This is a genomic window from Streptomyces sp. NPDC058001, assembly GCF_042886315.1.
GTDB lineage: Bacteria > Actinomycetota > Actinomycetes > Streptomycetales > Streptomycetaceae > Streptomyces.
Genome location: NZ_JBHVQT010000008.1, coordinates 153,852 through 180,682, shown reverse-complemented (window position 1 = coordinate 180,682; position 26,831 = coordinate 153,852). Strand labels below are relative to the sequence as shown.

General features: G+C 70.0%; 25 protein-coding genes. 16 read left to right on the top strand and 9 right to left on the bottom strand.

Annotated features, from left to right (window positions below; all coding sequences use genetic code 11):
* Positions 1–2 precede the first annotated feature (2 nt).
* The 11 genes from ACFVT5_RS21220 (at position 3) to ACFVT5_RS21170 (ending at position 13,600) form a co-directional block, all read left to right on the top strand.
* Positions 3–1,220, top strand: coding sequence for an LLM class flavin-dependent oxidoreductase (locus ACFVT5_RS21220; protein WP_389889936.1), 1,218 nt, complete (start codon positions 3–5; stop codon positions 1,218–1,220).
* A 19-nt stretch (positions 1,221–1,239) separates the two neighbouring features.
* Positions 1,240–2,625 (top strand): NtaA/DmoA family FMN-dependent monooxygenase, encoded by a 1,386-nt coding sequence (locus tag ACFVT5_RS21215; RefSeq protein WP_389889933.1) that lies wholly within the window; start codon positions 1,240–1,242, stop codon positions 2,623–2,625.
* Positions 2,622–3,713 carry an LLM class flavin-dependent oxidoreductase gene (locus tag ACFVT5_RS21210; RefSeq protein WP_389889930.1) on the top strand — a complete coding sequence of 364 codons (1,092 nt, stop codon included), beginning with the start codon at positions 2,622–2,624 and terminating at the stop codon, positions 3,711–3,713. Before ACFVT5_RS21215 ends, ACFVT5_RS21210 begins: the two co-directional genes overlap by 4 nt.
* 14 nt (positions 3,714–3,727) lie before the next feature.
* Entirely contained in the window at positions 3,728–4,855 is a 1,128-nt protein-coding gene (locus ACFVT5_RS21205; RefSeq protein ID WP_389889927.1) for an LLM class flavin-dependent oxidoreductase, read from the top strand.
* Between the two features lie 498 nt (positions 4,856–5,353).
* Positions 5,354–6,796: an aldehyde dehydrogenase family protein gene (locus tag ACFVT5_RS21200; RefSeq protein ID WP_389889924.1), complete on the top strand. Its 1,443-nt coding sequence runs from the start codon at positions 5,354–5,356 to the stop codon at positions 6,794–6,796.
* A gap of 42 nt (positions 6,797–6,838) precedes the next feature.
* Positions 6,839–8,803: a 3D-(3,5/4)-trihydroxycyclohexane-1,2-dione acylhydrolase (decyclizing) gene (gene iolD, locus ACFVT5_RS21195; RefSeq protein WP_389889921.1), complete on the top strand. Its 1,965-nt coding sequence runs from the start codon at positions 6,839–6,841 to the stop codon at positions 8,801–8,803.
* Complete coding sequence (locus ACFVT5_RS21190) at positions 8,800–9,684, top strand: HpcH/HpaI aldolase/citrate lyase family protein (RefSeq protein ID WP_389889918.1); 885 nt, start codon at positions 8,800–8,802, stop codon at positions 9,682–9,684. The genes iolD and ACFVT5_RS21190 overlap by 4 nt, the downstream gene beginning before the upstream one ends.
* Entirely contained in the window at positions 9,681–10,916 is a 1,236-nt protein-coding gene (locus ACFVT5_RS21185) for a Gfo/Idh/MocA family protein (protein WP_389889915.1), read from the top strand. The genes ACFVT5_RS21190 and ACFVT5_RS21185 overlap by 4 nt, the downstream gene beginning before the upstream one ends.
* Before the next feature lie 4 nt (positions 10,917–10,920).
* Complete coding sequence (locus ACFVT5_RS21180; protein WP_389889912.1) at positions 10,921–11,868, top strand: NAD(P)-dependent oxidoreductase; 948 nt, start codon at positions 10,921–10,923, stop codon at positions 11,866–11,868.
* Positions 11,865–12,755, top strand: coding sequence for a sugar phosphate isomerase/epimerase family protein (locus ACFVT5_RS21175; RefSeq protein ID WP_389889909.1), 891 nt, complete (start codon positions 11,865–11,867; stop codon positions 12,753–12,755). Before ACFVT5_RS21180 ends, ACFVT5_RS21175 begins: the two co-directional genes overlap by 4 nt.
* Positions 12,752–13,600, top strand: a complete 849-nt coding sequence (locus ACFVT5_RS21170; protein WP_389889906.1) for a sugar phosphate isomerase/epimerase family protein — start codon at positions 12,752–12,754, stop codon at positions 13,598–13,600. The genes ACFVT5_RS21175 and ACFVT5_RS21170 overlap by 4 nt, the downstream gene beginning before the upstream one ends.
* A gap of 81 nt (positions 13,601–13,681) precedes the next feature.
* Here the strand turns inward: ACFVT5_RS21170 and ACFVT5_RS21165 are convergent, their stop codons facing one another.
* The 4 genes from ACFVT5_RS21165 to ACFVT5_RS21150 form a co-directional block, all read right to left on the bottom strand.
* Complete coding sequence (locus ACFVT5_RS21165) at positions 13,682–14,701, bottom strand: Gfo/Idh/MocA family protein (protein WP_389889903.1); 1,020 nt, start codon at positions 14,699–14,701, stop codon at positions 13,682–13,684.
* On the bottom strand, positions 14,701–15,702 hold the full coding sequence (locus tag ACFVT5_RS21160) for a Gfo/Idh/MocA family oxidoreductase (protein WP_389889900.1): 1,002 nt from the start codon (positions 15,700–15,702) through the stop codon (positions 14,701–14,703). The genes ACFVT5_RS21165 and ACFVT5_RS21160 overlap by 1 nt, the downstream gene beginning before the upstream one ends.
* Positions 15,703–15,779: 77 nt before the next feature.
* Positions 15,780–16,541 (bottom strand): SDR family oxidoreductase, encoded by a 762-nt coding sequence (locus ACFVT5_RS21155; protein WP_389889897.1) that lies wholly within the window; start codon positions 16,539–16,541, stop codon positions 15,780–15,782.
* A gap of 54 nt (positions 16,542–16,595) precedes the next feature.
* On the bottom strand, positions 16,596–17,774 hold the full coding sequence (locus ACFVT5_RS21150) for a phytanoyl-CoA dioxygenase family protein (RefSeq protein WP_389889895.1): 1,179 nt from the start codon (positions 17,772–17,774) through the stop codon (positions 16,596–16,598).
* Positions 17,775–17,882: 108 nt separating this feature from the next.
* Between ACFVT5_RS21150 and ACFVT5_RS21145 the strand changes: the two genes are divergently transcribed.
* Entirely contained in the window at positions 17,883–18,929 is a 1,047-nt protein-coding gene (locus ACFVT5_RS21145) for a LacI family DNA-binding transcriptional regulator (RefSeq protein WP_389889892.1), read from the top strand.
* A 107-nt stretch (positions 18,930–19,036) separates the two neighbouring features.
* Here ACFVT5_RS21145 and ACFVT5_RS21140 read toward each other — a convergent pair whose 3' ends face one another.
* The 5 genes from ACFVT5_RS21140 to ACFVT5_RS21120 are packed head-to-tail and all read right to left on the bottom strand — an operon-like array spanning position 19,037 to position 22,810.
* On the bottom strand, positions 19,037–19,852 hold the full coding sequence (locus ACFVT5_RS21140; protein ID WP_389889889.1) for an SAM-dependent methyltransferase: 816 nt from the start codon (positions 19,850–19,852) through the stop codon (positions 19,037–19,039).
* 47 nt (positions 19,853–19,899) lie between these two features.
* Positions 19,900–20,289, bottom strand: coding sequence for a hypothetical protein (locus tag ACFVT5_RS21135; RefSeq protein WP_389889886.1), 390 nt, complete (start codon positions 20,287–20,289; stop codon positions 19,900–19,902).
* Positions 20,286–21,905, bottom strand: coding sequence for a glycosyltransferase (locus ACFVT5_RS21130; RefSeq protein ID WP_389889883.1), 1,620 nt, complete (start codon positions 21,903–21,905; stop codon positions 20,286–20,288). The genes ACFVT5_RS21135 and ACFVT5_RS21130 overlap by 4 nt, the downstream gene beginning before the upstream one ends.
* A gap of 8 nt (positions 21,906–21,913) precedes the next feature.
* Positions 21,914–22,282 carry a tail fiber domain-containing protein gene (locus tag ACFVT5_RS21125; protein ID WP_389889880.1) on the bottom strand — a complete coding sequence of 123 codons (369 nt, stop codon included), beginning with the start codon at positions 22,280–22,282 and terminating at the stop codon, positions 21,914–21,916.
* The gene (locus ACFVT5_RS21120; protein ID WP_389889877.1) at positions 22,283–22,810 is read right to left on the bottom strand and encodes a hypothetical protein; all 528 of its coding nucleotides are present in this window, start codon (positions 22,808–22,810) and stop codon (positions 22,283–22,285) included.
* Between the two features lie 434 nt (positions 22,811–23,244).
* Here ACFVT5_RS21120 and ACFVT5_RS21115 point away from each other — a divergent pair, with 434 nt between their 5' ends.
* The 4 genes from ACFVT5_RS21115 to ACFVT5_RS21100 are packed head-to-tail and all read left to right on the top strand — an operon-like array spanning position 23,245 to position 26,830.
* Positions 23,245–24,909: a fatty acyl-AMP ligase gene (locus tag ACFVT5_RS21115; protein ID WP_389889875.1), complete on the top strand. Its 1,665-nt coding sequence runs from the start codon at positions 23,245–23,247 to the stop codon at positions 24,907–24,909.
* A complete protein-coding gene (locus ACFVT5_RS21110; RefSeq protein ID WP_389889872.1) occupies positions 24,893–25,741 on the top strand; it encodes a class I SAM-dependent methyltransferase in 849 nt (282 codons plus the stop codon). Before ACFVT5_RS21115 ends, ACFVT5_RS21110 begins: the two co-directional genes overlap by 17 nt.
* Positions 25,742–25,754: 13 nt before the next feature.
* Positions 25,755–26,015, top strand: coding sequence for an acyl carrier protein (locus tag ACFVT5_RS21105; protein ID WP_389889869.1), 261 nt, complete (start codon positions 25,755–25,757; stop codon positions 26,013–26,015).
* Complete coding sequence (locus ACFVT5_RS21100) at positions 26,012–26,830, top strand: acyl-ACP desaturase (protein WP_389889866.1); 819 nt, start codon at positions 26,012–26,014, stop codon at positions 26,828–26,830. The genes ACFVT5_RS21105 and ACFVT5_RS21100 overlap by 4 nt, the downstream gene beginning before the upstream one ends.
* The last annotated feature ends 1 nt before the right edge of the window (position 26,831 follow it).

The following is a 26,831-nucleotide window of genomic DNA, read 5'->3' as shown; positions in this document are numbered from 1 at the left end:
CCATGCCCTCGTCACCCTCCCCTCTGCACCTCGCCGTCGCCCTCGACGGCGCCGGCTGGCACCCGGCCGCCTGGCGCGAACCCGTCGCCCGGCCCCATGAACTGTTCACCGCCGCCTACTGGACCGACCTGGTCACCGAGGCCGAGCGCGGTCTGCTCGATTTCGTGACCATCGAGGACGGACTCGGCCTCCAGTCCTCGCACTTCACCGAACCCGACGACCGCACCGACCAGGTTCGGGGCCGTCTGGACGCCGTCCTCATCGCCGCCCGTGTCGCCCCGCTGACCAGCCACATAGGACTGGTGCCGACCGTGGTGGCCACCCATACCGAGCCCTTCCACATCTCCAAGGCGATCGCCACCCTCGACTATGTGAGCACCGGCCGCGCGGGCCTGCGCATACAGGTCACCGCACGCCAGAACGAGGCCGCGCACTTCGGACGCCGTACGTTCCCGCCGTTCCGGACAGAGGACTACGACACACCCGCTGTGCGGGAAGTGGTGGCCGACGCCTTCGAGGAGGCCGCCGACCATGTCGAGGTCGTACGCCGGCTCTGGGACAGTTGGGAGGACGACGCGGAGATCCGCGACGTGGCCACCGGCCGCTTCATCGACCGCGACAAGCTGCACTACATCGACTTCGAGGGCAAGCACTTCAGCGTCAAGGGCCCCTCGATCACACCCCGCCCGCCCCAGGGCCAGCCGATCGTCAGCGCCCTGGCCCACGCGACCATCCCTTACCGTCTGGTGGCTCGGGCCGCCGACATCGGTTACGTCACCCCGCACGACGCGGGCCAGGCCCGTGCCATTGTCGAGGAGATCCGCGCGGAGCAGACAGCGGCCGGCCGCGCCGAGGAGCCCCTGCACATCTTCGGCGATCTGGTGGTGTTCCTGGACGGCGACCCCGGTGCGGCGGCGGCCCGACGAGACCGTCTCGACACCCTTGCGGGACACCCGTACACGAGCGACGCCCGGATCTTCACCGGCACGCCCGCCCAACTCGCCGACCTTCTACAGGAGTTGCAGTCGTCGGGGTTGTCCGGCTTCCGACTGCGTCCCGCCGTCGCCGGTCACGACCTCCCGGCCATCACCCGCGGCCTGGTCCCCGAACTTCAGCGCCGGGACGCGTTCCGACGCGCGTACGAGGCCGACACCCTGCGCGGTCTGCTCGGGCTCGCCCGCCCCGCCAATCGGTACGCCGCCACCACCACGACCGCCTGAGCCGGAGGGACACCAACTCATGAGTACGTCACCCGACAAGCCGCTCAAGCAGATCCACCTCGCGGCCCATTTCCCCGGCGTCAACAACACCACCGTGTGGAGTGACCCCGACGCCGGCAGCCAAATCGAGTTCAGCTCCTTCGCGCACTTCGCCCGGACCGCCGAACGCGCCAAATTCGACTTCCTGTTCCTCGCGGAGGGTCTGCGGCTGCGTGAACAGGGCGGCGAGATCTACGACTTGGATGTCGTCGGCCGTCCCGACACCTTCACCGTCCTGGCCGCGCTGGCCGCCGTCACCGACCGGCTCGGGCTGACCGGGACCATCAACTCCACCTTCAACGAGCCCTACGAGGTGGCCCGGCAGTTCGCGAGCCTCGACCACCTCTCCGGCGGGCGCGCGGCCTGGAACGTCGTCACGTCCTGGGACGCCTTCACCGGCGAGAACTTCCGCCGAGGTGGCTTCCTGCCGCAGGAGGAGCGTTACTCGCGTGCCCGGGAGTTCCTGTCCACGGCGAACGAACTCTTCGACTCCTGGCGCGGCGACGAAATCCTCGCCGACCAGGTGACCGGCACCTTTCTGCGGGACGCGCGGGCCGGAGCCTTCGTCCACCGGGGCCACCACTTCGACATCGGCGGTCGGTTCAATGTGCCGCGCAGCCCCCAGGGCCGTCCGGTCATCTTCCAGGCCGGAGACTCCGACGAGGGCCGCGAGTTCGCCGCGTCGAGCGCCGACGCCATCTTCAGCAGATATGCCGGACTGGAGGAGGGTCAGGAGTTCTACGCCGACGTCAAGGGGCGCCTCGTCCGGTACGGCCGCAGCCGCGACCAGTTGCTGATCCTGCCCGCCGCGAGCTTCGTCCTCGGCGACACCGACGCCGAGGCGGAGGAACTGGCCCGCGAAGTGCGCCGGCAGCAGGTCAGCGGCGCCACGGCGATCAGGCACCTGGAGTTCGTCTGGAACCGGGACCTGTCCGCGTACGACCCGGAGGGTCCGCTTCCCGACATCGACCCGGATCTCGGGGAGCACACCATCGCCCGGGGCCGCGCCCAGGTCCGGATGTACCGCGACCCACTGGCCACCGTCCGCGAGTGGCGCGAACTCGCCGCCGCCAACAAGTGGTCCATCCGGGACCTGGTCATCGAGACCGGCAACCGGCAGAACTTCGTCGGCTCCCCGGCCACCGTCGCCGCGACCATCAACGACTTCGTCCAGGCCGACGCCAGCGACGGCTTCATCCTCGTCCCGCACATCACCCCCGGCGGCCTCGACCCCTTCGCCGACACGGTCGTCCCCCTGCTCCAGGAACGCGGCGTGTACCGCACGGAGTACACGGGCACCACGCTGCGCGAGCACCTCGGCCTGGCCCACCCGGACGATGTGCGCAACGAGCGTGCGGCGTCATGAAGTTCCTCGCCATCACCCTCATCGTGCACGCCCCGCACCCGGTGACGGGCGTACAAAAGCCCACCCAGGACCGCTTCCGCGAGGTGCTCGACAACGCGCTCCTCGCCGAGGAGTTGGGCTTCGACGGTTTCGGCGTAGGGGAGCGGCACGAGCGGCCCTTCATCTCCTCCTCGCCACCCGTCGTCCTCAGTCACATCGCCGCCCTCACCTCCCGGATCCGGCTGTTCACAGCGGTCACCACGCTCAGCCTGCTCGACCCGGTGCGGGCGTACGAGGACTACGCGACCCTGGACCACATCTCCGGCGGACGCCTCGATCTGATCATCGGCAAGGGCAACGGGGCAGCCCAGCGCGACCTGTTCCAGGTCACGCCCGAGGACCAGTGGGACCGCAACGCCGAGAGCTACGAGGTGTTCCGCAAGATCTGGCGCCAGGACAAGGTGACCGCCGAGACCCGTTTCCGCCCGGACCTCAAGGACGCGGAGGTCTGGCCCCGGCCCCTTCAGCAGCCGATCCGGGTCTGGCACGGCAGCGCGACCAGCAAGGAGTCGGTCGACCTGGCCGCCCGCTACGGCGATCCGCTCTTCTCCGCCAACGTCACCAACCCCATTGAGCCCTATGCCGAGTTGATCCGCTACTACCGAGAGCGCTGGGAACACTACGGCCACGATCCGGCCGCCATCGCGGTCGGCGCGGGGACGGCGGGCCTCTACGCGGCCCGCACCTCCCAGAAGGCGATGGCCGCCTACCGGCCCGTGTTCGAGGGGAACTTGGCGTTCCAGAAGAGGCTGGGCCTGGAGCCGGTGTTCTCGACCCTGGAGGACTTCGTGGAGCGCAGCTCGGCGCTGGTCGGCAGCCCCCAGCAGATCATCGAGAAGGTGCACCGCTATCACGATCGGTTCGGGCACACGGTGCTGCATCTGCACGCGGACGCAGGAGGACTGACGGACCGTCAACACCGTGACTCCCTCGAACTCTTCCAGTCGGACATCGCGCCGGTGCTGCGCCGCGAGATCCCCGATCCGCCGTTCCCATGGGGCCCGGTCCTCGCGGAGCCCGCGCCCGTGTCCCTGCCCGCCGACCACTGAGGAGCCCTCCGCACATGTCCGACATCCCCCTCGGCGTCCTGGACCTGGTCCCGATCGCGTCCGGTTCCACCGCCACCGAGGCGCTGCGCCACTCCATCGACCTGGCCCGGCACGCCGAGGACTTCGGGTACGCCCGTTACTGGTTCGCCGAACACCACCTCAACCCGGGAGTGGCCGGAACCTCGCCCGCGGTCGTCCTCGCCCTGACCGCCTCGGCGACCTCGACCATCCGGCTCGGCTCCGGTGCCGTACAACTGGGCCACCGCACCGCGCTGTCCACGGTCGAGGAGTTCGGCCTGATCGACGCACTGCACCCCGGGCGCCTCGATTTGGGCCTCGGCCGCTCCGGCGGAGGCCCGCCCGGCGGCCCCGCCACCCCGCTGCCGACCGCGACTCCGGTGGTCGACGGCCGCACCCCCAACGGCCTGCGTATCCCGCCCCGGTTCTCCTTCGAGCACCTGCTCGGTTCACCGCGCATCGCCCTCCAGCGCGAGCTGCTCCAGCAGCCGAACGCGGAGTCGCAGGACTACGGCGAGCAGATCGACGACATCCTGGCGTTGCTGGCGGGCACGTACCGCTCCGCGGACGGTGTCGAGGCGCATGTGGTGCCGGGAGAGGGAGCCGACGTCGAGATCTGGATCCTGGGCAGCAGCGGCGGCCTGAGCGCCGAGGTCGCGGGCCGCAACGGTCTGCGGTTCGCGGCGAACTACCACGTCAGTCCGGCCACGGTGCTGGAGGCGGCGGAGGGATACCGCGCCGCCTTCCAGCCTTCCGACGCCCTCGACAAGCCGTACGTCAGTGTGTCCGCGGACGTCGTGGTCGCCGAGGACGACGAGACCGCCCGCGAACTCGCCACCGGCTACGGCCTCTGGGTCCGCAGCATCCGTACCGCCGAGGGCGCGATCCAGTTCCCCACGCCCGCCGAGGCACGCGCCCACGCCTGGTCCGACGCGGACCGGGCGCTGGTCCAGGACCGACTCGACACGCAGTTCGTCGGCTCTCCGGGCCGGGTCGCCGACCACCTGGAACAGCTCCAGCAGGCCACCGGCGCCGACGAACTGCTGATCACCACGATCACCCACGGCCACGCGGACAGGGTGCGGTCCTACGAGTTGCTGGCCGAGGAGTGGCGCACGAGGTGATTGCGAGGACTTGAACGGCCGTTGCCCTGGGCTGAGTTCGCACCGGAGTCGGCTCGGCCCCGGAAGGTCAGGGCTGGTGGTCGGCGGTCTGGAGTCCGGTCATCAGGACACCGGGCACTGCGCCGTCTCCAAAATGCCCGAGGTGCTTCGGCTACTGATCGCCTGGATCGACCGACGACGACCGAACCGACAACGACCGAGCTGAGGCCCGTACCATCCCCGCCGGACGCGCCTCGCCAGAGCGTTCCGTCAATCGGCCTGGGATGGTCATGGGTCGGCGTCAGCCCCCCTGCGGATGAGGGAAAGAAGATGTATCCAATGATGCGATAATGATGGATTCTCCCCCTTCAGTAGAGCCCTGCGGCCCGCCTACCGTTGCGCCCATGTAAACGGCCCGGCCGTCGGCTGATCAGTGCGTCTTCGATCCTGCGAGAGGTCTCTCGGGAGTTTCTCGGAGGGGCGCGGGTCGGCCTTGACGGTTTCTGGAGGGAGAAGGCGATGGCGCCCGTGGAACTGCTCATCGGAAGCCGATGGCAAGCGTCGGCAGGGTCCGGACGGACCCGGGACGTGACGTCGCCCTTCGACGGCTCGACCGTGGGTACCGTGGGGGAGGCGGGCCCCGAGGACGTCGAGGCGGCCCTGGCGGCGGCGGAGCGAGGCGCCGCGGTATGGCGGCGTACACCCGCTCACGAGCGGATGACGATCCTGCTGCGCGCGGCGGAACTCGCCGAACAGCGAGCCGCCGACATCGCGCGGACCATCAGCTCGGAGTCGGGCAAGACCATCACCGAGGCCACCGGCGAGGCGGCGCGGTCCGGGGACCTGATCCGTCTCGCGGCCTTCGAGGGCACCCAGCTCTACGGTGAGACGCTGCCGCTGGACGCCAACCGTGGCACCGGCCTGGACAAAGTGGGCTTCACCCTGCGCCAGCCGTGCGGTGTCGTGGTGGCCATCACGCCGTTCAACTACCCCGCACTGCTCGTACTGCACAAACTGGCGCCCGCGCTCGCGGCAGGCAACGCGGTCGTACTCAAGCCGGCCACCTCGACACCGCTGACCGCGCTGGCACTCGCCGAGTGCTTCGTGGACGCCGGTCTTCCCGAGGGCGTGCTCTCGGTGCTCGTCGGCTCCGGCGGGGTGCTGGGGGATGCCCTCGTCACCGATCCTCGCGTACGGAAGATCTCCTTCACCGGCTCCACCGCGACCGGCGAGCACATCGCGCGGGTCGCCGGGGTGAAAAAGCTCTCCCTCGAACTGGGCGCCTCCTGCCCGGTCGTCGTGCTGCCCGACGCCGATCTCGAACTGGCCGCGAGCGCCGTCGCGTTGGGCGGATACGTCAACGCCGGGCAGGTGTGCATCTCGGTCCAGCGAGTGATCACGCACCCCGAGATCACCGCGGACTTCCTCGACGCCCTCGTCCCCAAGGTCGAAGCCATCCGCACCGGGGACCCGTCGTCCCCCGAGACCACCATGGGCACCCTGATCACGACCGCCGAGGCCGAACGGGTGGAGCGGGCCATCGCGCGGGCCGGAGCCGACGGCGCACGCGTCCTGACCGGTGGCGAACGCGACGGGACCCTCGTGACCCCGGCCGTCGTGGCCGATGTCGACCCCAACTCCCCGCTCAGCCAACAGGAGTTGTTCGGGCCCGCCGTCGCCGTCAGCTCGGCCGAGAACTGGGCGTCCGCCATCGCCCAGGCCAACGGCACCGCCTACGGACTCGGCGCCGGGATCTTCACCTCCGACGTGTCCGGCGCGGTCCGGGCCATCAGAGAGATCGACGCCGGCTCCGTCCACATCAACTGGACGCCTCTGTGGCGCGCCGACCTGATGCCGTACGGCGGTCTGAAGGGCAGCGGTTACGGCAAGGAAGGCCCCCGTGCCGCGGTCAGTGAGATGACCGAGGTCAAGACCGTCGTCCTGCACGGCAGTCCCTGGTGACCCGGCCGCCCCTCGTCCACACCCCCGATCAGGAGCCGAACCATGACTGACCGGACACAGCGGAGCACGGTGCGCCTCACCGTCGCCCAGGCCGTCGTCATCTACCTCTCCCGGCAGTACTCCGTCGCCGACGGCCACCGCCGCCGCCTCATACCGGCCGCGCTGGGCATCTTCGGCCACGGCAATGTGGCCGGGCTCGGCCAGGCCCTCGACCAGCTCAGCGACCAACTCCCCTTCGTCCAGGGCCGCAACGAGCAGGCGCTCGTCCATATCGCGACGGCCTACGGCAAGGCGAGCAAGCGGCACGCCACCCTCGCCGTGACCGCGTCCATCGGCCCGGGTGCCCTGAACATGGTGACCGGCGCGGGCCTCGCCACCGTCAACCGGCTGCCTGTCCTGCTGCTGCCCGGCGACACCTACGCGACCCGCCACCAGGGGCCCGTACTCCAGCAGTTGCAGCACCCCGTGGAGGCGGACGCCTCGGTGAACGACGCCTTCCGGCCGGTATCCCGCTTCTTCGACCGGATCACCCGGCCCGAGCAGTTGCTCACCGCGCTGCCGGCGGCGATGAGGGCGCTCACCGACGTCGACACCGGCGCGGTCGTCGTCTCCCTCCCACAGGACATCCAGTCCCACGCGTACGACTACCCGGTGGAGTTCTTCGCCGAGCGCGACTGGCCGATACGCCGTCCGGCGCCGGACGCCGACGAGGTCGCTGCGGTGGCGCGGATGCTCGCCGACGCGGAGAAGCCGCTGATCATCGCCGGTGGTGGCGTCGTCTACTCCGGTGCCAACGAGGAGCTGGAGGCGCTCGCCGACGCGGCGGGCATCCCCGTCGCGGAGACGTTCGCGGGCAAGGGCGCGGTCCAGCGCCGTGCCTGGTGGCAGCTCGGCGGCATCGGCCTTGAGGGCACTCCGGCGGTCAACATCCTTGCCCGGGAAGCCGACTTCGTGCTCACCGTGGGCTCGCGTCTGACGGACTTCGCCACCGCCTCGCACTCACTCTTCCAGAACCCGGACGTGCGCTTCGCGAGCATCAACGTCAACGTGCACGACGCGGGCCGTCTCGGCGCGACCGCCATCGTGGCCGACGCCAAGCGGGCCTTGGCCGCGCTCACGGGTGCCGTACGGGCGAACGGCACCACCACCCCGGCGGACTGGCAGGAGAGCGTGCGCGCCCTGGACGAGCAGTGGCGGGAGCGACGTGCCGCCGCGCTCGACCCGGACACCGCCTTCGACTTCGCGTCGCTGCCCGACGACTCCGACGTCGTACGCGACACCGACGCGGTCCTCACCCAGGGCCAGTTGATCGGCCTGCTCCAGGAGCACGCACGGTCCGGCGACACGATCATCGCCGCCGCCGGCGGTCCGCCCGGCGACCTGCAGAAGGTGTGGGACGCCACCGAAGGCCGGTTCGCCCACCTGGAGTTCGGCTTCTCCTGCATGGGCTACGAACTGCCGGCCGCGATCGGGGTCCGCCTCGCCGAGCCGGACCGGTCGAAGCGGGTGCTGTCCCTGCTGGGCGACGGAACCTTCCTCATGGCACCGACCGAGCTGGTCACGGCCGCACAGGAGAGGCTCCCGGTCACGATCGTGATCCCGGAGAACCACGGCTACCAGGTCATCCGCCGCCTCCAAATGGGGTGCAACGGGCGGGAGTTCGGCAACGAGTTCCGCTACCGCGACGGCAATCTGGACATCGGATCCGACAAACCCGCCCGCCTGGACGGCGACTATCTCCAAGTCGACCTCGTCAAGACCGCGGAGGGCCTCGGGGCCCGCGCGATCCGTGCCACCACCGCCGACGAGGTGCGCACCGCGCTCGCCGACACCCGCGACCACGAAGGACCGGTGGTCCTGGTCGTCCCCGTGATCCCGCACGCCGACCTTCCCGGCGCCGGCGTGTGGTGGGACGTGGCCCCGGCTGAGGTCTCCGAGCAGGAAGCTGTCGCTCAGTTGCGCGACGAGTACGAAGAGGGTCTCGCGTCCCAGAGGTGGTACGGATGAACGGCTCTCCCCTGGACCCCTCTCCCTTGAACCCCTCGCCCCTGGGTCCCTCACCCCTGGACCACGGCCGCCTTCGTGCCCGACTCGCGGCCGGTGACGTCACCCTGGGCACCTTCGTGGGCACCGCCTCCGCGATCACGGCCGAGGTGTGCGCCGCCGCCGGTGCCGACTGGCTGCTGCTCGACCTTGAACACGGCGCGGGGGGCGAGGAACAGGCCCGTACGACCATCCCGATCGCGGCGGCCTACGGCGTCCCGACCGTCGTACGAGTGGAGTCCGCGGCGCGCATCCGCGTCGGCCGAGTCCTCGACCTGGGCGCCGCCGGGATCATGCTGCCGCGACTCGACACGGCGGCCGAAGTCCGGGACGCGCTACGGCACTTGAGGTATCCGCCGGTGGGGGACCGGGGCGTGGCCACGTACAACAGGGCGTGCCGCTTCGGGCTCGATCCCGCGGCCCTGGACCGGGAGGGCGAGATCCTCGGCGTGGTCCAGATCGAGTCGGCGAGCGCCCTGGCGGAGGTCGAGGTGATCGCGGCGATGGACGGCGTCGACGTCCTGTTCGTCGGCCCCCGCGACCTCAGCCACGACCTCGGCGTGCCCGGCGATTTCGCCGCACCGGTCTATCAAGAAGCCCTGGCGCGCGTCCGCGAGGCCGCCGCCATGCACGGCAAGGCCGGCGGACTCCTCGTCCCCGACGGTACGGCCGCGGCTGCCAAACGGACCGAGGGCTGGACGTTCATCGCCATCGGCTCCGACTCGACCCTGCTCGCGGCAACCCTGTCCGCCGCGCTCGACCAGGCCCGGCGCCCGCCCCGGCCCGAGCCCCAGCAATTGCCCGAACCTCAGCCCCAGCCCCAGCCCCAGGAGACACGATCATGACCCCCACCACCCCGGGCGCCGCACGCGAGATCGGCGCCGCACGTGAGATCGGCGTCGGACTGATCAGCGTCGGCTGGATGGGCAAGCTCCACAGCCGCGCCTACCAGGCCCTGCCCTCCGTCTACCCCGAGCTGGGCATCAAGCCCCGCCTCGTGCACGCCGCCGACACGGCCGAGGACCGCGCGGCCTACGCCCGTGACGTCCTCGGCTACGAGAAGGCCACCACCGACTACCGCGCCGTCCTCGACGACCCGGACGTCGACGTCGTCTCGATCTGCGCGCCCAACCTCCTCCACCACGAGATCGGCATCGCCGCCGCCAAGGCCGGCAAGCCGTTCTGGATCGAGAAGCCCGTCGGGCGCGGCGCCGAAGAAACCGCTGAAGTCGCCGCCGCCGCCCGCGCGGCGGGAGTCGTCACGTCCATCGGCTACAACTACCGGCACGCCCCCGCCGTCGAGCGGGCCCGGGAGCTGATCGCCGAGGGAAGACTGGGCCGTATCACCAACGTGCGTGCCACCTTCTTCTCCGGCTACGCCTCCGAACCCAAGGGCGCCCTGTCCTGGCGCTTCAAGCGGGACCTGGCCGGGCACGGCGCGCTGGGCGATCTGCTGAGCCACGTCGTGGACCTGGTCAGCTACGTCGTGGCCCCGATCGAGGAGGTCTCCGCGCTGACCAGCACCGTCTACACCGAACGCCCGATCCTGCCCATGGGCTCGGGCACGCACTTCGCGGTGATCGAGGACGGCGAGATGGCGGCCGTGGAGAACGATGACTACAGCGCGGCCCTCGTCCGCTTCCAGGGCGGAGCCGTCGGCACCCTGGAGGCGTCCCGCATCATCGTCGGCCCGCAGTGCGGCTTCGGTTTCGAGATCTACGGCACCGACGGCTCCGTCGCCTGGAATTTCGAGCGCATGAACGAGCTGCGCGTCGCGCTCGACCGCAGTGGTCCCCATCAGGGCTACACCACGGTGCTCGGCAACGGCCACCTGGGCGACTACGCCCACTTCCAGCCCGGCCCCGGCAACAGCATGGGTTACGACGACCTCAAGGTGATCGAGGCCAAGAAGTTCCTCGCCGCCGTGGCCGGCATCGAGCACCACAACTCGACGATCGAGGACGCGCACGCCGTCGCCGAGGTGATCGCGGCGGCGGCGGCCTCCGCGGCGAACGGCTCCTGGCAGCCGGTCCCCCGGGTGCCGGGTGCGAACTTCGGGCATCCGGCGCGGAGTTGATCGTATGCCTGAGCACGTCGTAGTGGCCCTCGGCCCCGTCGACGCCGACACGGTGGTCCCCGTACTCGGCCAGCGGGTCACGTTCGTTACCGACCCCACACCCGACGAGATCGCGGTCGCCGAGGGCGCCGTAGTCCGCGCCGACCGGCGCGTTGACGAGGACTTCCTTCGGCGGGCGCCACGGCTGCGGGTCATCGCCCGCACCGGCGTCGGCGTCGACCTGGTCGACGTGACGGCGGCCACCGCCCGTGGCATCCCCGTGGTCATCACCCCGGGCAGCGGCACCCGGGCCGTGGCCGAGGGCGCCTTCGCCCTCGCCCTGCATCTGACCAAGCGGCTGAGACCGCTGACCGATCTGGTAAAGGACGGCCGCTGGGCCGAGCGGAACGCCGTACCGGTCGGCGACCTGGACGGCGCGACGCTGGGGATCGTCGGCTACGGCCGCATCGGTCGCCGGGTGGGTGAACTCGCCGCCGCCTTCGGGATGCGGACGCTCGCCCACGACCCGTTCAGCCCGCCACCGCCCGAATTCGCCTGCGCCGACCTCGCCGAACTGGCCGAGTCGAGCGACGTACTCACCCTGCACACGCCGCTCGTGGAGGACACGCGGCACCTCGTGAACGAGCGACTGCTGGCCGGCGTCAGGCCGGGAGCGATCCTGATCAACTGCGGCCGGGGCGGCCTGATCGACCCGGACGCCACCCTGGCCGCCCTGGAAGCGGGCCGCCTCTCGGGCGTCGGACTAGACGTGTTCGACCCCGAACCGGCCCTCCACCACCCGCTGTTCGACCACCCCGACGTCGTCCTCACCCCGCACCTGATGGGTATGACACGCCGGGCGATGACCCTGACCTTCGTCGACGCCGCCCGTGGTGTCGCGGACGTCCTCGCGGGCCGCCCGCCGGCCGCGGTCGCCAACCCCGACTGGAACCACCGAAAGGCCACGGCATGACCACCTCACCGCTGAACAGGATCGCCGGTGCGCCCATCTCCTGGGGTGTATGCGAAGTCCCCGGCTGGGGCTACCAGTTGACGCCCGAACGGGTGCTGAACGAGATGCGCGAAGTCGGCCTGGCCGCCACCGAGATCGGCCCCGAGGGCTTCCTGCCCGGCGAGCCGGACGCCATGGCCCGCGTGCTCGCCCACCACGACCTCCACGCGGTCGGCGGCTTCACCCCGCTGCTGCTGCACGTGCCCGGACACGACCCGCTGCCCGAGGCCGAACAACTCCTGGCGAGCTACGCCGCCTCGCACGCGGAAGTCCTCGTCCTGTCGGCCGTCACCGGCCAGGACGGCTACGACTCACGCCCCGAACTCGACGCGGACGGCTGGAAGTTGCTGCTGTCCAACCTCGACCGGCTGGCCTCACTGGCCGCCGAACGCGGCGTACGCGCCGTCCTGCACCCGCATGTCGGCACCATGATCGAGAACGGTGACGAGGTCCAACGGGTCCTGGAGCACTCGGCGATCTCGCTCTGCCTCGACACCGGGCATCTGCTCATCGGCGGCACCGACCCGGCCGAGCTGACCCGCCAGGCACCCGAGCGCATCGCCCACACCCATATGAAGGACGTGGACGCCTCCCTCGCCGCCAAGGTCCAGTCCGGGCACCTCAGTTACACCGAGGCCGTACGCGAGGGGATGTACCGCCCGCTGGGCGCGGGAGACGTGGACGTCCAAGCCATCGTCGCCCACCTCACCGCACGCGGCTACGACGGCTGGTACGTCCTGGAACAGGACACCATCCTGACCGAGGAGCCCAGGGAGAAGGGGCCGGTCGAGGACGTGTGGGCCAGCGCCGAGCATCTGCGCTCGGTACTGCGAGGGGTTGGAGAATGAGTGCTGACGACCTGCTGGCCACCTGCTGGACCACCGCCGGCGACACCGCACCCGACCAGGACGACCAACGCAGTCCGCTGAACCTGCGGGAACGGGTGGAAGCGGCGGGCGACGCCGGATTCAAGGGCTTCGGCCTGCTGTACGCGGATCTGGTGGAGGCCGAACGCGAGTACGGACTCGCCGGCATCCGGTCCCTCTTCGCGGACAACGGAATCGGCCACATCGAGTTGGAGCTGCTGACCGACTGGTGGACCGAAGGACCCCGGCGGACCGCGTCGGACGCCCTGCGCACCGGACTCCTGAGGGCCGCCGAGGCGCTCGGCGCACGCACCCTCAAGATCGCCCCCGATGTGGCGGACGAGCCCTGGGACCTCGGCGCCTGGGCCAAGGACTTCGCCACGCTGGCGGCCCAGACCGAGGGCGTGGGCGCCCGGCTCGGGATCGAGTTCCTGCCCTGGTCCAACCTCAAGACCGTGCATGACGGACTCCGCCTTGTCGAGGCCGCCGGTCACCCGGCGGGCGGCCTCATCATCGATGTCTGGCACACCGAGCGCGCCCACACACCACCCGCCGACCTGGCAGACGTACCCGGGTCGCGGATCGTGGGCGTGGAACTCAACGACGCCGACAGTCAGGTCGTCGGCACCCTTTTCGAGGACACCGTCCGGCGCCGACGCCTGTGCGGAGAGGGCTCCTTCGACCTTCCGGGGATCGTCAGCGCGCTCCGTACGGCGGGCTTTTCCGGGCCCTGGGGCGTGGAGATCCTCTCCGACACACACCGTGCGCTGCCGGTGCGGGAGGCCGCCACAGCGGCGTACCGGTCTGCCGCGACGCTGCTGAAGTAGACACGGCAGCGGAAGTGCGGAGGGAGAGGGCGGTACCGGTCCGGTACCGCCCTCTCCCCTTCGTTCTCCGTTCGTTCTCCTTTATGCCGTGGCCGGGAGGACCGTACGTGGCCGGACCGGGAACCCCGCCGCCCGGTAGGCGTCGTCGATGAGCCGCATGGTGATCAGCGCGTCGTCGGCGTCGAGCGCCAGCGGTGCACCGCGCCGCAAGTGGGCGGCGAAGGCGTCGAGTTGGTAGATGTACGAGGACTGGCGGCCGAGTTCCTCGGTGCGCTCACCGGCGGCCGTACGCACGATGACCCGGTCGTCCAGGTGGGGCTGTACGAAGTTCACCGCCGTGGCCTCGCCGCGCGAGCCCACGACGCGGCAGCTCATCTGCCAGGTGTGATGGGCCATGTGACAGCGGGCGCTCCCCGTGGCGCCGCCCGGGAACTCCAGATCGGCGTCCAGCCACGCGTCGACCCCCGCGGCCCCCGCCTTCTCACCACCGCGCGCGGCGATCAGCCGGGGCGCCCCACCCGCCCAGGGCGCCAGCACGCGTTGGGCGTGCAGGCTGTAGCACCCGAGGTCCATCAGCGCGCCGCCCGCGAGCGGGAGCGACCACCGTACGTCGCTGTCCGGTGGCGCGGGCATGGCGACCATGGTCTCGACGTGCCGGAGTTCGCCCAACTCTCCGCTCCCCAGCAGCTCGTGCAGGCGCCGGGTGACCGGGTGGAACAGGTAGTGGAAGCCCTCCATGAACACCGTGCCCGCCTTGGCGGCGGCCTCGTGCACCTCGGCCGCCTCCGTCGCGTTGCTCGCGGACGGCTTCTCGGTGAGGACGTGCTTGCCGGCCTGGAGCGCGGCCAGATTCCAGGGCCCGTGCAGGCCGTTGGCCAACGGGTTGTAGACGACCTCGATCTCCGGGTCAGCGACGAGGGCGGCGTAGGAGTCCGCCACCCGCTCCACGCCGTGCGTGGCGGCGAACGCCCCGGCCCGGTCCCGGTCGCGGGCGGCCACCGCGACGAGGCGGTGACTGCCCGCACGGGCCGGCCCCACGATCGACAACTCGGCGATCCGGGCCGCACCCAGGACGCCGATCCGCAGGGGCTCGTCCGTCATCACTTGCGTACCTCGTCCAGTCGTACGGGGCGGTGCTCATGGAGCGACAGGGTGCACGCCTCCGCGATCCAGCTCGCCTCGATGGCGTCGGCGACCGTGCAGGGGGAGGGCCGGGTGCCGGCGACGACCTCGGTGAACGCGGTGAGTTCGGCGCGGTAGGCGGCGGCGAAGCGGTCCATGAAGAAGGTGTGCGGCGTCCCGGCCGGAAAGGTGCCGCCCGGTTCGACGGAGCGCAGCGGCAGCTTGTCCTCCAGGCCGACCGCGATGCTGTCCTTCATGCCGTGCAACTCCAGGCGCACATCGTGACCCCGGGCGTTGTGGCGGGAGTTGGAGATGACGGCGATGGTGCCGTCATCGAGGGTGAGCAGCGAGGACGCCGTGTCCGCGTCGCCCGCCTCACGGATGTACTCCGCACCCCGGTTGCCGCCCGCCACGTACACCTCGACCACCTCGCGGCCGGTCACCCAGCGCACGATGTCGAAGTCGTGCACGCTGCAGTCGCGGAAGATGCCACCGGAGACGGCCACATAGGCGGGCGGCGGCGGGGCCGGGTCCAGCGTGGTGGACCGTACGGTGTGCAGGTCGCCCAGCTCACCGCTCAGCACGGCCCGGCGCGCCGCCACACAGCCCGCGTCGAAGCGTCGGTTGTAGCCGATCTGCACCTCGACGCCGCTGCCCTCCACCGCGCGCAGCACCTCCAGGCTCTCCTCGACCCGGAGTGCCACGGGCTTCTCGCAGAAGACGGGGATGCCCGCCTTCACGGCGGCGAGGATGAGCTGGGGGTGCGCGTCGGTCGCGGCGGCGATCACGACACCGTCGACTCCGGCGGCGAGCAGCGCCTCGGGCGAGTCGGCGGCGGTCGCCCCGAAGCGTTCGGTGGCCCTGGCGACGGCCGCGGCCACCGGGTCGGTGACCACCAGCGAGTCCACCGCGTCAAGACCGGCGAGGGTCTCCGCATGGAAGGCGCCGATACGGCCCAGTCCCATGATGCCTATACGCATGAGAATCTTGCTCCTTCTGCCCGAGGGCGGTTCAGCCGATGGCGGGTTCAGCCGAGGGCGGTTCAGCCAAGGCCGGCTCAGTCCTGGCCGCCGAAGACGATCTGGTCCCAGTCGATGACCGAGCCGGTCACCACGCCGCTGCGGTCCGAGAGCAGGAAGACGACGAAGTCGGCGATCTCGTCGACCTGGCCGAGCTTGCCCATGGGTTGCGACCTGGCGGCCCGCTCCCGCCAGTCGTCGCCCGCGTCGTGGAAGGCGCGCTGCGTGGCGTCCTCACCCTCGGTGTCCGTCCAGCCGATGTTGAGGCCGTTGATGCGGATCCGGTCCCAGCGGTGCGCGTGGGCGGCGTTGCGCGTCAGGCCCGCCAGACCGGCCTTGGCGGCGGAGTACGCCGCCAGGTGGGGCGGCCCGCCGTGGGCGCAGTTGGAGATGATGTTGACGATGCTGCCCGGCGCCTCGCGGGCCGTCATGTCGGCCACCGCGGCCTGCATCGCGAAGAACGGCGCGCGCAGATTGATCGCCATGTGCTGGTCGAACAGTTCCGGTGTGGTGTCCAGCAGCGAGCCACGCGACGTCAGCCCTGCCGCGTTGACGAGAGCGTCGACGCGCCCGTGGGCGTCGACGGCCTGTACGGCGCTGTCGCGCGCCTGCGCCGGATCGGAGAGGTCCGCCCGTACGAAGCGCGCGCCTGTCTCGGCGGCCAGTTTCTCGCCGACCTCGGCCCGGCGGCCGGTGAAGACGACGGTCGCGCCTTCCCGGACGGCCGCCCGCACGATGCCCGCGCCGACGCCCTGGCTGCCGCCGTTGACGAGGACGACCTTGTCATCGAGCAGTCCCATGAGTGCTGTGTCCCTTTCCGCTGAGTGCCGTGACCCTTGAGTGGCGTGTCCCTTTCAGCGGTGTCGGCGCTCGGCCGCCGCCCGCAGTTCCCGGCGCAGCCGCTCGGGGTCCCAGCCGTCGGCGACGGCCTGCCGAACGGTGTCCGCCGGGGAGCGCGGGGCGAGACCTTCGACCGGCGGGTCGAGGTCGAGGTCGGTGGGGAAGGGGTAGCCCTCGGCGGTGGCCGCGATCACGCGGCGCAGCCAGTCCTCCGAAGCGCCCTCGGACTTGCGGCGCAGCAGCACCGGGAACAGGGCGCTCGCCATCGCGTCGCGGTCCACCGTCTCCATCGCGCGGCCGAAGGCGGAGGAGATCTGCAACAGATTGGCCATGCGCCTGATGTCGGCGCTGCGGTTGTGCCCGGCGGCGTGGAAGAGCGCCGGGTTGAAGAAGACCGCGTCGCCCTTGTTCAGCGGGAGCTGCACATGTTCCGCGTCGAAGTACTCGACGAAGCGCGGCAGCCGCCAGGCCAGATATCCGGGCTCGAACTTCTGCGAGTGCGGCAGGTACAGGGTCGGGCCGGACTCGACGGGCATGTCGCAGTGGGCCACCGCCCCCTGCAAGGTGAGTACCGGCGACAGCCGGTGGACGTGCGCCGGGTAGGCGGCGGCGCGCTCCTGGGAGAGGAAGCCGAGGTGGTAGTCGCGGTGCACGTTCTGCGCCGCGCCGCCCGGGTTGACCACGTTGATCTGGGAGGTCACCTGGTAGGCGGGGCCGAGCCAGGCTTCGGCGATCAGCTCCAGGACGTCGTTGGCGTAGTAGTCGGCGAACACCTCGGGCGCCCGCAGGGCCACCTTGTCCAGGGCGTTCCAGACGCGGTCGTTCGCGCCGGGCTTGGCGAAGTGGTCGCCGCGGGCCGCGCCAGTGGCGCGTTCCTCCTCGATCAGCCCGTGGAAGGCGTCGGACGCCGCGTCCACGATGGCCGCGTCGGTGAAGGCACGCTTGAGGACCACGATGCCGGGCCCGTCCAGCAGAGCCCGGACCAACTCGTCCTGCACGCCCCGACGGCCCTCGGGCGACGCCGCCAGTGCGCGGAGCCGGTCGCTGTCGTAGAGCGGGACGTTCTGTTCGACCCGCTCGGCCGAGGGGTGGTCGGCGGGGTCGGTGCGCTGCTCCACCAAGGAGCGGAAAGCGTCGAGATCGCAGTCCGCCTCGGTCAACCAAGTCCGCGCCGCTGCGGCTGTGGGAGACATCCGGGTCCTTTCGCCATCCGTGCGTTTCTGCCAGTCTTGGGAACCCGAACCCATCATTCAATGCTTATCAGTACATCAAAAATCCATCATCGGTCTGGGGAATCAGCCATGCGACACCGCTACCCGATCAGGGAAATCGCCCGCCAGGCCGGACTGAGCACGGCCACCGTCGACCGCGTCCTCAACCAGCGGGGCAACGTGACGGAGGGCACCATCAGGGAGGTACATCAAGCCATCAAGGACCTGGACCGTCAGCAGAGCCAGGTCCGGCTCGGGGGCCGCACCTTCATGATCGATATCGTGATGCAGACTCCGGAGCGGTTCTCCACCGCGGTACGGGACGCGCTGGAGGCCGAACTGCCCTCCCTGCATCCCGCTCTCGTGCGCTGCCGCTTCCACTTCCGTGAGACCTGCCCGCCGAGCGAACTGGTCGGCACCCTGGACAAGATCGCCAAACGTGGTTCACAGGGCGTGATCCTCAAGGCCCCCGACGAACCGGAGATCGCCGCCGCGGTCGGGCGGCTGATCGCCGCCGGCATCCCCGTCGTCACCCTGGTGACCGACCTGCCGCACAGCGCGCGGCTGGCGTACGTGGGCATCGACAACCGCGCGGCGGGTGCCACCGCCGCCTATCTCCTCGCGCAGTGGCTCGGCAGTCGGCCCGGCCATGTGCTCACCACGGTCAGCCGTGGCTCCTTCCGGGGCGAGGAGGAGCGCGAGATGGGCTTCCGCAGCGCCATGCGGCTCGCCGAGCCCCGCCGCTCCCTGGTGGAGGTCACCGACAGCGACGGGCTCGACGCCACCCAGCACGATCTTGTTCTTGACGCACTCAAGCACGACGAGGACATCATCGCCGTCTACTCCGCGGGCGGCGGCAACGTCGCCACCCTCGACGCCTTCGCGGCGCTCGGGCGGGAGTGCGCGGTGTTCATCGCCCACGACCTCGACCACGACAACACCCACCTGCTGCGCGAGCGCCGCATCTCCGCGGTCCTCCACCACGACCTGCGCCAGGACATGCGCCGTGCCTGCCAGATCATCATGCGCGCCCACAAGGCACTCCCCGACGACGGCCCGTCGTTGCCCTCGGCGATCCAGGTGGTCACGCCGTTCAACATGCCACCGGGTGCTCCGCCCGCGTCGTCCGCCGACTGAATCCCGTCGTGAGCGTTCGCGCGGGCGTGCACTGCGCCGGAGGCTACGGCCGGCCGCGGGCCGGACCCGGCGGCTTGGACCCCTGACGGCACCGCCGGTTGTGGAGATCAGGGCTTGCGGGCCACCCCTCCGTGTTCCGCGATGACCACGGGCGCGGGGGAGTCCTCCTCAGGCCGCCAGAGCGGGACCGAGACCACACCGGGTTCGAGCAGTTCCAGGCCGTCGAAGAAGGACGTGATCTCCGCGACCGTGCGCAGGTTGTAGGGGATGGCGCCGGTCTTGTTGTACGCGCTCTGGGCTTCCTCGAACACGGGGTCGATGCCCAGCGAACCGTCGTTGACGCAGAGGTAGCTGCCGGACGGGAGCGCCGCCATCAGTCCGGTGACGATCGAGCGGGCCTCGTCGTAGGACGCGACGTGGCCGAGGATGTTGCTCAGGACCAGTGCGGTCGGCTGGGAGAAGTCGAGCGTCTGCGCGGCGCCTTGGAGGATGCGCTCGGTGTCCAGCACGTTCGCGTCGATGTACGCGGTCTTGCCCTCCGGCGTGGAGTACAGCAGGGCACGGGCGTGCGCGAGGACCATCGGGTCGTTGTCGACGTAGACGATCCGGGTCTCGGGCGCGATGCGCTGGGCGACCTCGTGGGTGTTGTTGGCGGTCGGCAGACCGGTGCCGACGTCCAGGAACTGTCTGATGCCGGCCTCCGCCACCAGATAGCCGATGCTGCGGGCCAGGAACGCCCGGCTGCTGCGGGCGATGGTGACGATGCCGGGGAAGACATCCGTGTACGCGTCGCCGGCCGCCTCGTCGACGGGGTAGTTGTCCTTCCCGCCCAGCCAGTAGTTCCAGATCCGTGCCGAGTGCGGCACCGACGTGTCGATCTTCTGATGTTCGGCCGGTCCGGGCGTGGAGGCGTTGTCCGTCATGAGTGGCGCTCCGTCTTTCGGCAGGTCACGGTCAGGGCAGAGATGGTTCACCGCACAACATATGCCCCCAACGGCGCGAGTGCGTACACCAGTTCACCATCGGCCGCCGTGTCCCTTACCTGCGTGACAGTCGCCACCGCACCGTCACGGGGTCGAGGTCTGTCGGGCTCGCCGAGGGCGATGTCGAGCAGGCGGGCGGTGTTCAGTTCCGTGAGGGCGTGCCGGACAAGGGTGGTGTCCGCCGTGGGGTGTTCGCGGGCGACGGCTGTGGTCAGCTCGGGCAGCGTGCGGGTGCCGTCGGTGAGGTGGAAGACGGTCGCGCACAGCGGGCTGAGGAGGTGCCCCTGCTCGGCGTGTTCGTCGTAGACGGCCAGGCGACCGTCTTGGGCGATCGTCTTGACGCGCAGCCCTTCACGACGGGCTCGGGGGGCTTTCATCGGAGGGCTCCTTCCCCTGCGGCGGCACAGCGGTGCGAAGACTGGCCGTGCAGCCGTTCCGCCACAAGATCGAACTGTCGGGTCTCGGTGGCGATGGCCGGGACGGTACGAAAGCGATCCGGCCGGTCCCAGCGGGCCAGATACCGGTCGAGCGAGGTGTGCCGCTGGATCCAGGCGCTCATGTCTTCGACGGTGTCGGGCAGTTCGTCCAGGAGATGGGTGAAGGCGCTGCGGTGGTGGGCGATCGCGAGGGCGGTCACATCGCTCCCGGCGGGGACGGCTTGGAGGCTGTGGTTCCCCTCGGCGCACGCAGGGACGGGCTCGCTGTCCGGGGCGCCGAGGTGGAGCAACGACCAGCGCCGGTCCGCGAGTTCGCGCAGAGCCTGACGCAGCACCGAGGCACTGTCGGGGAGGAAGAGGGCATCGTCTTCCACCACCAGCAGGGACTCAAGACCGTCGGTATGGGCCTGCTGAATCGCCTGTCGGTGGGAGAGCGCGCGGCCGATACGGTGATCGGCCGGTGTCGCGGTGGCCGGCTGGCGATGGATGCGTTCGGGACGGATCCCGAGTGCGCCCAGTCGTCTGCGCAGAGCCTCCCAACGGTCGGGCCGTTCATCAAGGTTGATACAGGTGATGCCGTCGAAGGCGTTGAAGGGATTGCGTTTCTCCGCCTGGTAGTCCGCCATGCCCTGGCGCACGGCCCTCTCTCCCAGGACGGCGGAGAAGTGGTCCAGCGCCTCGTCGGGGCTCTGGCCGAGTTCGTCGAAGCCGATGAGGTAGTTGAACAGGCTCTGGTACCACGTCGAGTTGGCCCGGCCGGTGCGTGGTCTGTCGAAGCGGTGGGTCCAGCGCAGGGCGGGCAGACACCACGTGGTGTGACCGGCGCGGCGGAACTTCTCGTGCAGGTGGCCCTCCTCGGCTCCGTGCCCGGCGAAGGCGGGATTGAGGCCGGGCCAAGCCGTGGTGCGGCAGGCGAACAACCCCAGACCCTGCATGCCGATCTCGGAGGGCGGGGCGCCGGGATCGGTGCCCCGGGGGTCCGTGCCCCAGACCCCGTACATCAACTGCCCCCAGCGGGGCTCCCAGTGGGTGGACACCTCGCTCCCGTCCGGGGACACCAGGGGCCCCTGAATCAGGTCACCGCTGTCGGGACGCTCATCGATGTGGTCCACCAGCGCGGCCAGGGCCCCGGGAGCCAGTTGAACGTGGGAGTCCACGCACAGCACCCAGTCCGACACGGCCTCCCGGAAGATGCGGTCGCGGGCGGCGGTGCCCACACGCCGGTCGTACGGGACATACCGCAGCCGCGGAACATCCTGCTCCAGCCGTTTCAGCGACCAGCTGTGTGGACCGGAGGGATGATTGTCGACCACCAGGATATTGACCCGGTCCATCACCTCGGCGTGATGGAGCAGCAGACTCGTGACGGTGAAGTACACACCGTCGTAGTCGTCGTACGTCGCCATTCCCACCGTGAGGGTCCGTGCCTCCTGGACCGGTCCGGGCTCCGGCCGCATCCGGAAACGGTCATCGGACGCGGCCACCAGCTCGCGCAGAGCCGCCAGTCCCGCCTCGTCCGCTCCGGCCGCCGTATCGGGGCTTTCCACAGGGGCCATGTCCTACCTCACTCGCTTTCGCGGTGCTCTGTCAGCTTGCGCAGGTGCTGCACCTCGGCGGTGAGTTCATCGATACGGCGGTTCAGCGCCTGGACACAGACCATGGCGATGCCGTTGGCGTCGACAAGCGGGATCACTCGGGTGTTCGCATGGTGGAAGTCGAAGGCGGCGTGCCAGTCCTGGGCCATCGGCCCGATGTGACGCACCTCTTCGGACTCCCACAGATACCGCCAGGTGCTGATGGGCAGCGCCGCGACCGTCTCCAGTACGTGGTAGCCGTTGACGGCCCCGGCCGGGGCGACCCCATCGGTACCGTGGGCGGCGGTGTGCTCAGGGGCGGGTTCGGCACCAGGACCGGACCGCCGGAACGGCCACACTCAGCGGCTCCAGTCGACGGGGACGACGGCGCACTTGAGCCGGCGATCGCTGGGGCCCGGTGTGCTGGTGCAGGAGTCCGTGCCGATCGTGATCGTCCCGTGTGCCGAGGCCGTGGAGTGGACGCCGTCGCCGACCAGTACGGCGTCGTAGCCGTTCAGCAGTTCCTGGACGGTGCCCGGACCGAAGTTCTCCGTGGCGGTGATACCTGCCATGCCGGTGTAGTTGGTGTACGCCTGGCCCAGCAGTCGGCCGCCATTCGTATAGAACCGGACAAGGCCGCCCACCACCGGCTGCCCGGTGCGGACATCGGTGGCGGTGGCGGTGATGTTCTCCAACTGCAGCGACGTGATGTTCAAGGTCGCCTGGCTGGCACCCAGGCTCGTGGGCTTCAGGCTCGGGCAGTTCTCCTCGCCGCAGGCGGAGGGCTGGGCCACGGCGGGTGTGGCGGAGGCGGCGATGGCGCCGAGCGAGAGGGTGCTCATCGCGACGGCCGCGAGACCGGCGATCTTGTTTCCAGTCAGGTTCATGTTTGCCTTCCGCGGGCGAATCGGTGACGGAATTTGCGGGGTGCCATTTCACCCGAGCGGGCCCACCAGTCACGCTCGACAATCAGGCCATATGGGGCACTGGATATGCACTTCATCCCATCAGGTGAACGCCGATGCCGAGGCTGTGTTCGGCCCTCGATGTCCTGTCCGAGTGCGCCGTTCGAGGGCCCTGTCCGGGGGTTCTGTCCGAGGGTTGAGGCTCTCGGCCCGGCGTTACAAGGGGGAGGTGAACGTTCTCACGTAATCAAATGACTATCAGGAAATCGGTTCATGTGTGAATGCTTTATTATGAGGATGTTGGTTTATTTCCTGGAATGGGGAAAAGGCTGGTTATCATGGGCGGCACCTGAATTCCGTGAAGGCTGAAAGGTGAGTCCCCGTTGCATGACCGATGGATCACATCGACACTTCAGATGTTCGAGGGGGACGCGCGTTTCGCTCACGGGTATGTCGACGCGGACGGGAAGACGGTCTCTTTGTCGCGCGCCGAACTGCTCGCGGCCGTACGTGCCTCGGCCGGTGGGCTGATCGCCGCCGGGTTGCGTCCGGGGGACCGGGTCGCGCTGGTCGCCGGTGAGCCGGGGCCTTTCGTGCACGCGTTCCTCGGGGCCGTCTGGGCCGGTCTTGTGCCGGTGCCGGTTCCTCCGCCGCCTCAGCTCGGGCGCCGTGACGCCTGGCGCGAGGCACTCGGCGAAGCCCTGGCGGTCGCCGAACCGCGAGCCGTCATCGCACCGGAGGAGACACTGCCGCTGCTGTCCGACCTGCGACAGCCCTCTCTTTCGTACACGTACGAATCCCTCAACACCGCTGAGGCGGCGGCCGGTCCGCGAGAGCCCGTCCCCTACCGTCCCGACCGGATCGTCTATCTCCAGTTCAGCAGTGGCAGCACCGGCCGTCCCCGCGCGGTGGCCGCGACCGCCGGTGCTGTGAAGGCCAACTCGCTTGCCATCATGCGGGACGGACTGGCCGCCGACCCCGACCATGACCACGCGGTGAGCTGGCTGCCGCTCCACCACGACATGGGGCTGGTCGGATTCGTGCTCGCCCCGCTGGTGGTGGGCGTGCCGGTGACGCTCATGTCCGCGCAGATGTTCGTCCGCGACCCCGGGATGTGGATGCGCACGATGTCCCGGGTGAAAGGCACCATCACCTTCGCCCCGAACTTCGCCTTCGGGCTCGCCGCCAAGCGGATCCGTCCCGAGGACATCGCCGGTCTCGATCTGTCACCGGTACGCGTCCTCGGCTGCGGAGGAGAGCCGGTCAACGCGAGCACGCTCCGCCGGTTCACCGAGGCGTACGCGCCCGCGGGACTGGATCCGGCCGCGCTGCTCCCGTGCTTCGGGCTGGCCGAGTCGACTCTCGCGGTGACCTTCGGGCCACGGGGGCGCGGCGCACGGACCGACGCCGTCTCACCCACCGTCCTGCGGGACACGGACCGGGCGGTTCCGGCCGACGGCGGAGAAGAGCCGCTGCACGTGATGAACTGCGGCAGGCCGTTTCCGGGACACGAGGTCACTGTGGTCGACGGTCAGGGGGCACAACGCCCCGACCGCTCCGTCGGGGAGATCTGGGCCCGTGGTCCCTCGATCGCCGCGGGGTACGTCGGTGACGCCGAGGCCACCGCACGGACCTTCCGCGAGGACGGCTGGCTGCGCACCGGGGACCGGGGCTATCTCGCGGACGGCGAACTGCATGTCACGGGACGTGTGAAGGACGTCCTGGTCGTCAACGGCCGCAATATCGACCCGACTCGCCTCGAATGGCTGGTGGAAGCGGTGCCCGGGGTCCGCGCCGGAGGCGTCGTCGCCTTCACCCGGCCCTCGGCTCACACGGAAGAGGTCGTCGTGATCGTGGAGTGCCGCCCGGACGCCGCACCCGGCCTGGACCGGGCGATCCGGGAAGTCGCGGCAGAGCACTTGGCGCTGACCGTCGGTGACGTCGTCACGGCCGGGCCAGGGACGATCCTCAGAACGACATCGGGGAAACCGCGCCGCCAGGAGATGCGCGGCAGGTACCTCGCCGCACAACCCACCGTCACGGAACGGCGTGCGGAGGCACACGATGTCCACAGCGGCTGAGGTCGATGTCAGCTATGGAGCGAGCCCCGACTTCTTCCGGCTCTGGCTCGGGCAGGAACTGCACTACACCTGCGCCGTGTTCGACCACACCGACGACCTGCGTGAGGCACAGCTCGCCAAGCTTGCCGTGATGTACGACTACGCCGGGGTCCGGCCGGATTCCAGCGTGCTGGACATCGGCTGCGGCTGGGGCGGCACCCTCGCGTATCTGGCCGTCGACCGACAGGTCAGGGATGTGCACGGCATCACGCTCTCCCGCGATCAGCACGCGGAGATCGAGCGGCTGAACCAGCCGGGTGTGCACGTCAGTTGTGTGGACTACCGCGACTACGAGCCGGCGGAAAGGTTCGACGCGCTGATCTCGATCTGCATGATCGAGCACGTGTGCCGACCCGAGCAGGTCCGCGCCGGCGAGGCGGTGGACATCTACCGGGACTACTTCCGAAGGGCCTGGGAATGGACCGTGCCGGGCGCCTCCTTCGCCCTCCAGCACATCATCGGCGACCGTGTCCCGCGCGACCTCGCGGACATCCGTGAATTCGGCTGGTACAGCCGCCGTATCTTCCCCGGCGGATTCGCACCGCGCATGGAGCACATCGTGCAGGCGGTCGGCCCGTACTGGGAGATCGTCCGCCTCCGCACCCGGCGTTCGGACTACGCGCGGACCACCGGCCACTGGCGCGCGGGCCTGCGGCGGAACGAGAAGCTCATCCGCACGACGTGGGGCGATGAGCTGTTCGTTGATTTCGATCGATATCTCACTTTTTGTATGCGCGCCTTTGAGCAGGGATACCACTCCCTGGCCCAGTGGTCGCTCCGGCGTATCGACTGATCAGGAGAGTTCCATGAACCTTGCCGAAGCACTCGCGGTATTGCAGAGCGCCGGTGAACAAGTCAGCGATCACGAACTGGGGCCGTTGAGCGCGGAAGCCGAACTGCACGCCCTCGGCCTCGACTCCGTACAGCTCCTCGAAATGATCACAATCGCCGAACAGAGCATCGGTCTCCGCCTGCCGGACGAGGCATTCGGACGCGTACGCACGGTCGGTGATCTCTGCGAGGTGCTCACGGCCGCGACCCCGGAGCGGCAGGCGGGCGCCCGATGACCTCCCGTGCGCTGCGTGAGGCGTTCCACCGCGAGTACATGTCGTTCTTCGAACGGGCGGAACGCACCCGTCGCTGGAACCTCTTCGACGATGTCCCCTGGGATCGGCTCGACGAGTCCCCCCGGGACGAGCGCCTCGCGCTGTGCGCCGAGACGTTCTGCGGCGTGGAGATGTTCCTCCCCGACTATCTGCGCGAGCATCTGTCGCTGCTGGCCGGCGACTACGGCCAGGCGTGGTTCGCGGCGAACTGGGGTTACGAGGAGGCCAAACACTCCCTGGTGCTCCGTGAGTACCTGCACCGCAGCGGCCAGCGCACCGAGGAGCAACTGCACGACTACGCCGAGGAGATCATGGCCCGCAAATGGCGGGCACCGCACAGCGACCCCCGCGAGATGACGCTCTATCTCGCCGTACAGGAGCTGACCACCTTCGTGATCTACCGCAAGCAGCGGGAGTTGGCGCGCCGCACGGGCGATCCCGTCCTGGCCGAGGTGTACCGATTCATCGGACGCGACGAGATGGCCCACGCCCGGTTCTACCAACGCATGCTCGCCCTGCACCTGGACGTCGACCGCGCGGGCACACTCGCCGATCTCGCCCACGTGGTACGCACCTTCCGCATGCCCGCCCAGGATCTGCTGCCCGACTACGCCCACCGCACCGCCGTCATGCGCACGGCGGGGGTGGACGCGACGGTGTTCTTCACCGACGTGGTGCTGCCCCTGCTGACCGCGCTGGGGCTCACCCGCGAGGACCTGTTCTCCGTCCCGGTCCGGCCGGCGCCGACGGGCACCTTCACCCGTACGGAGAGCTGAG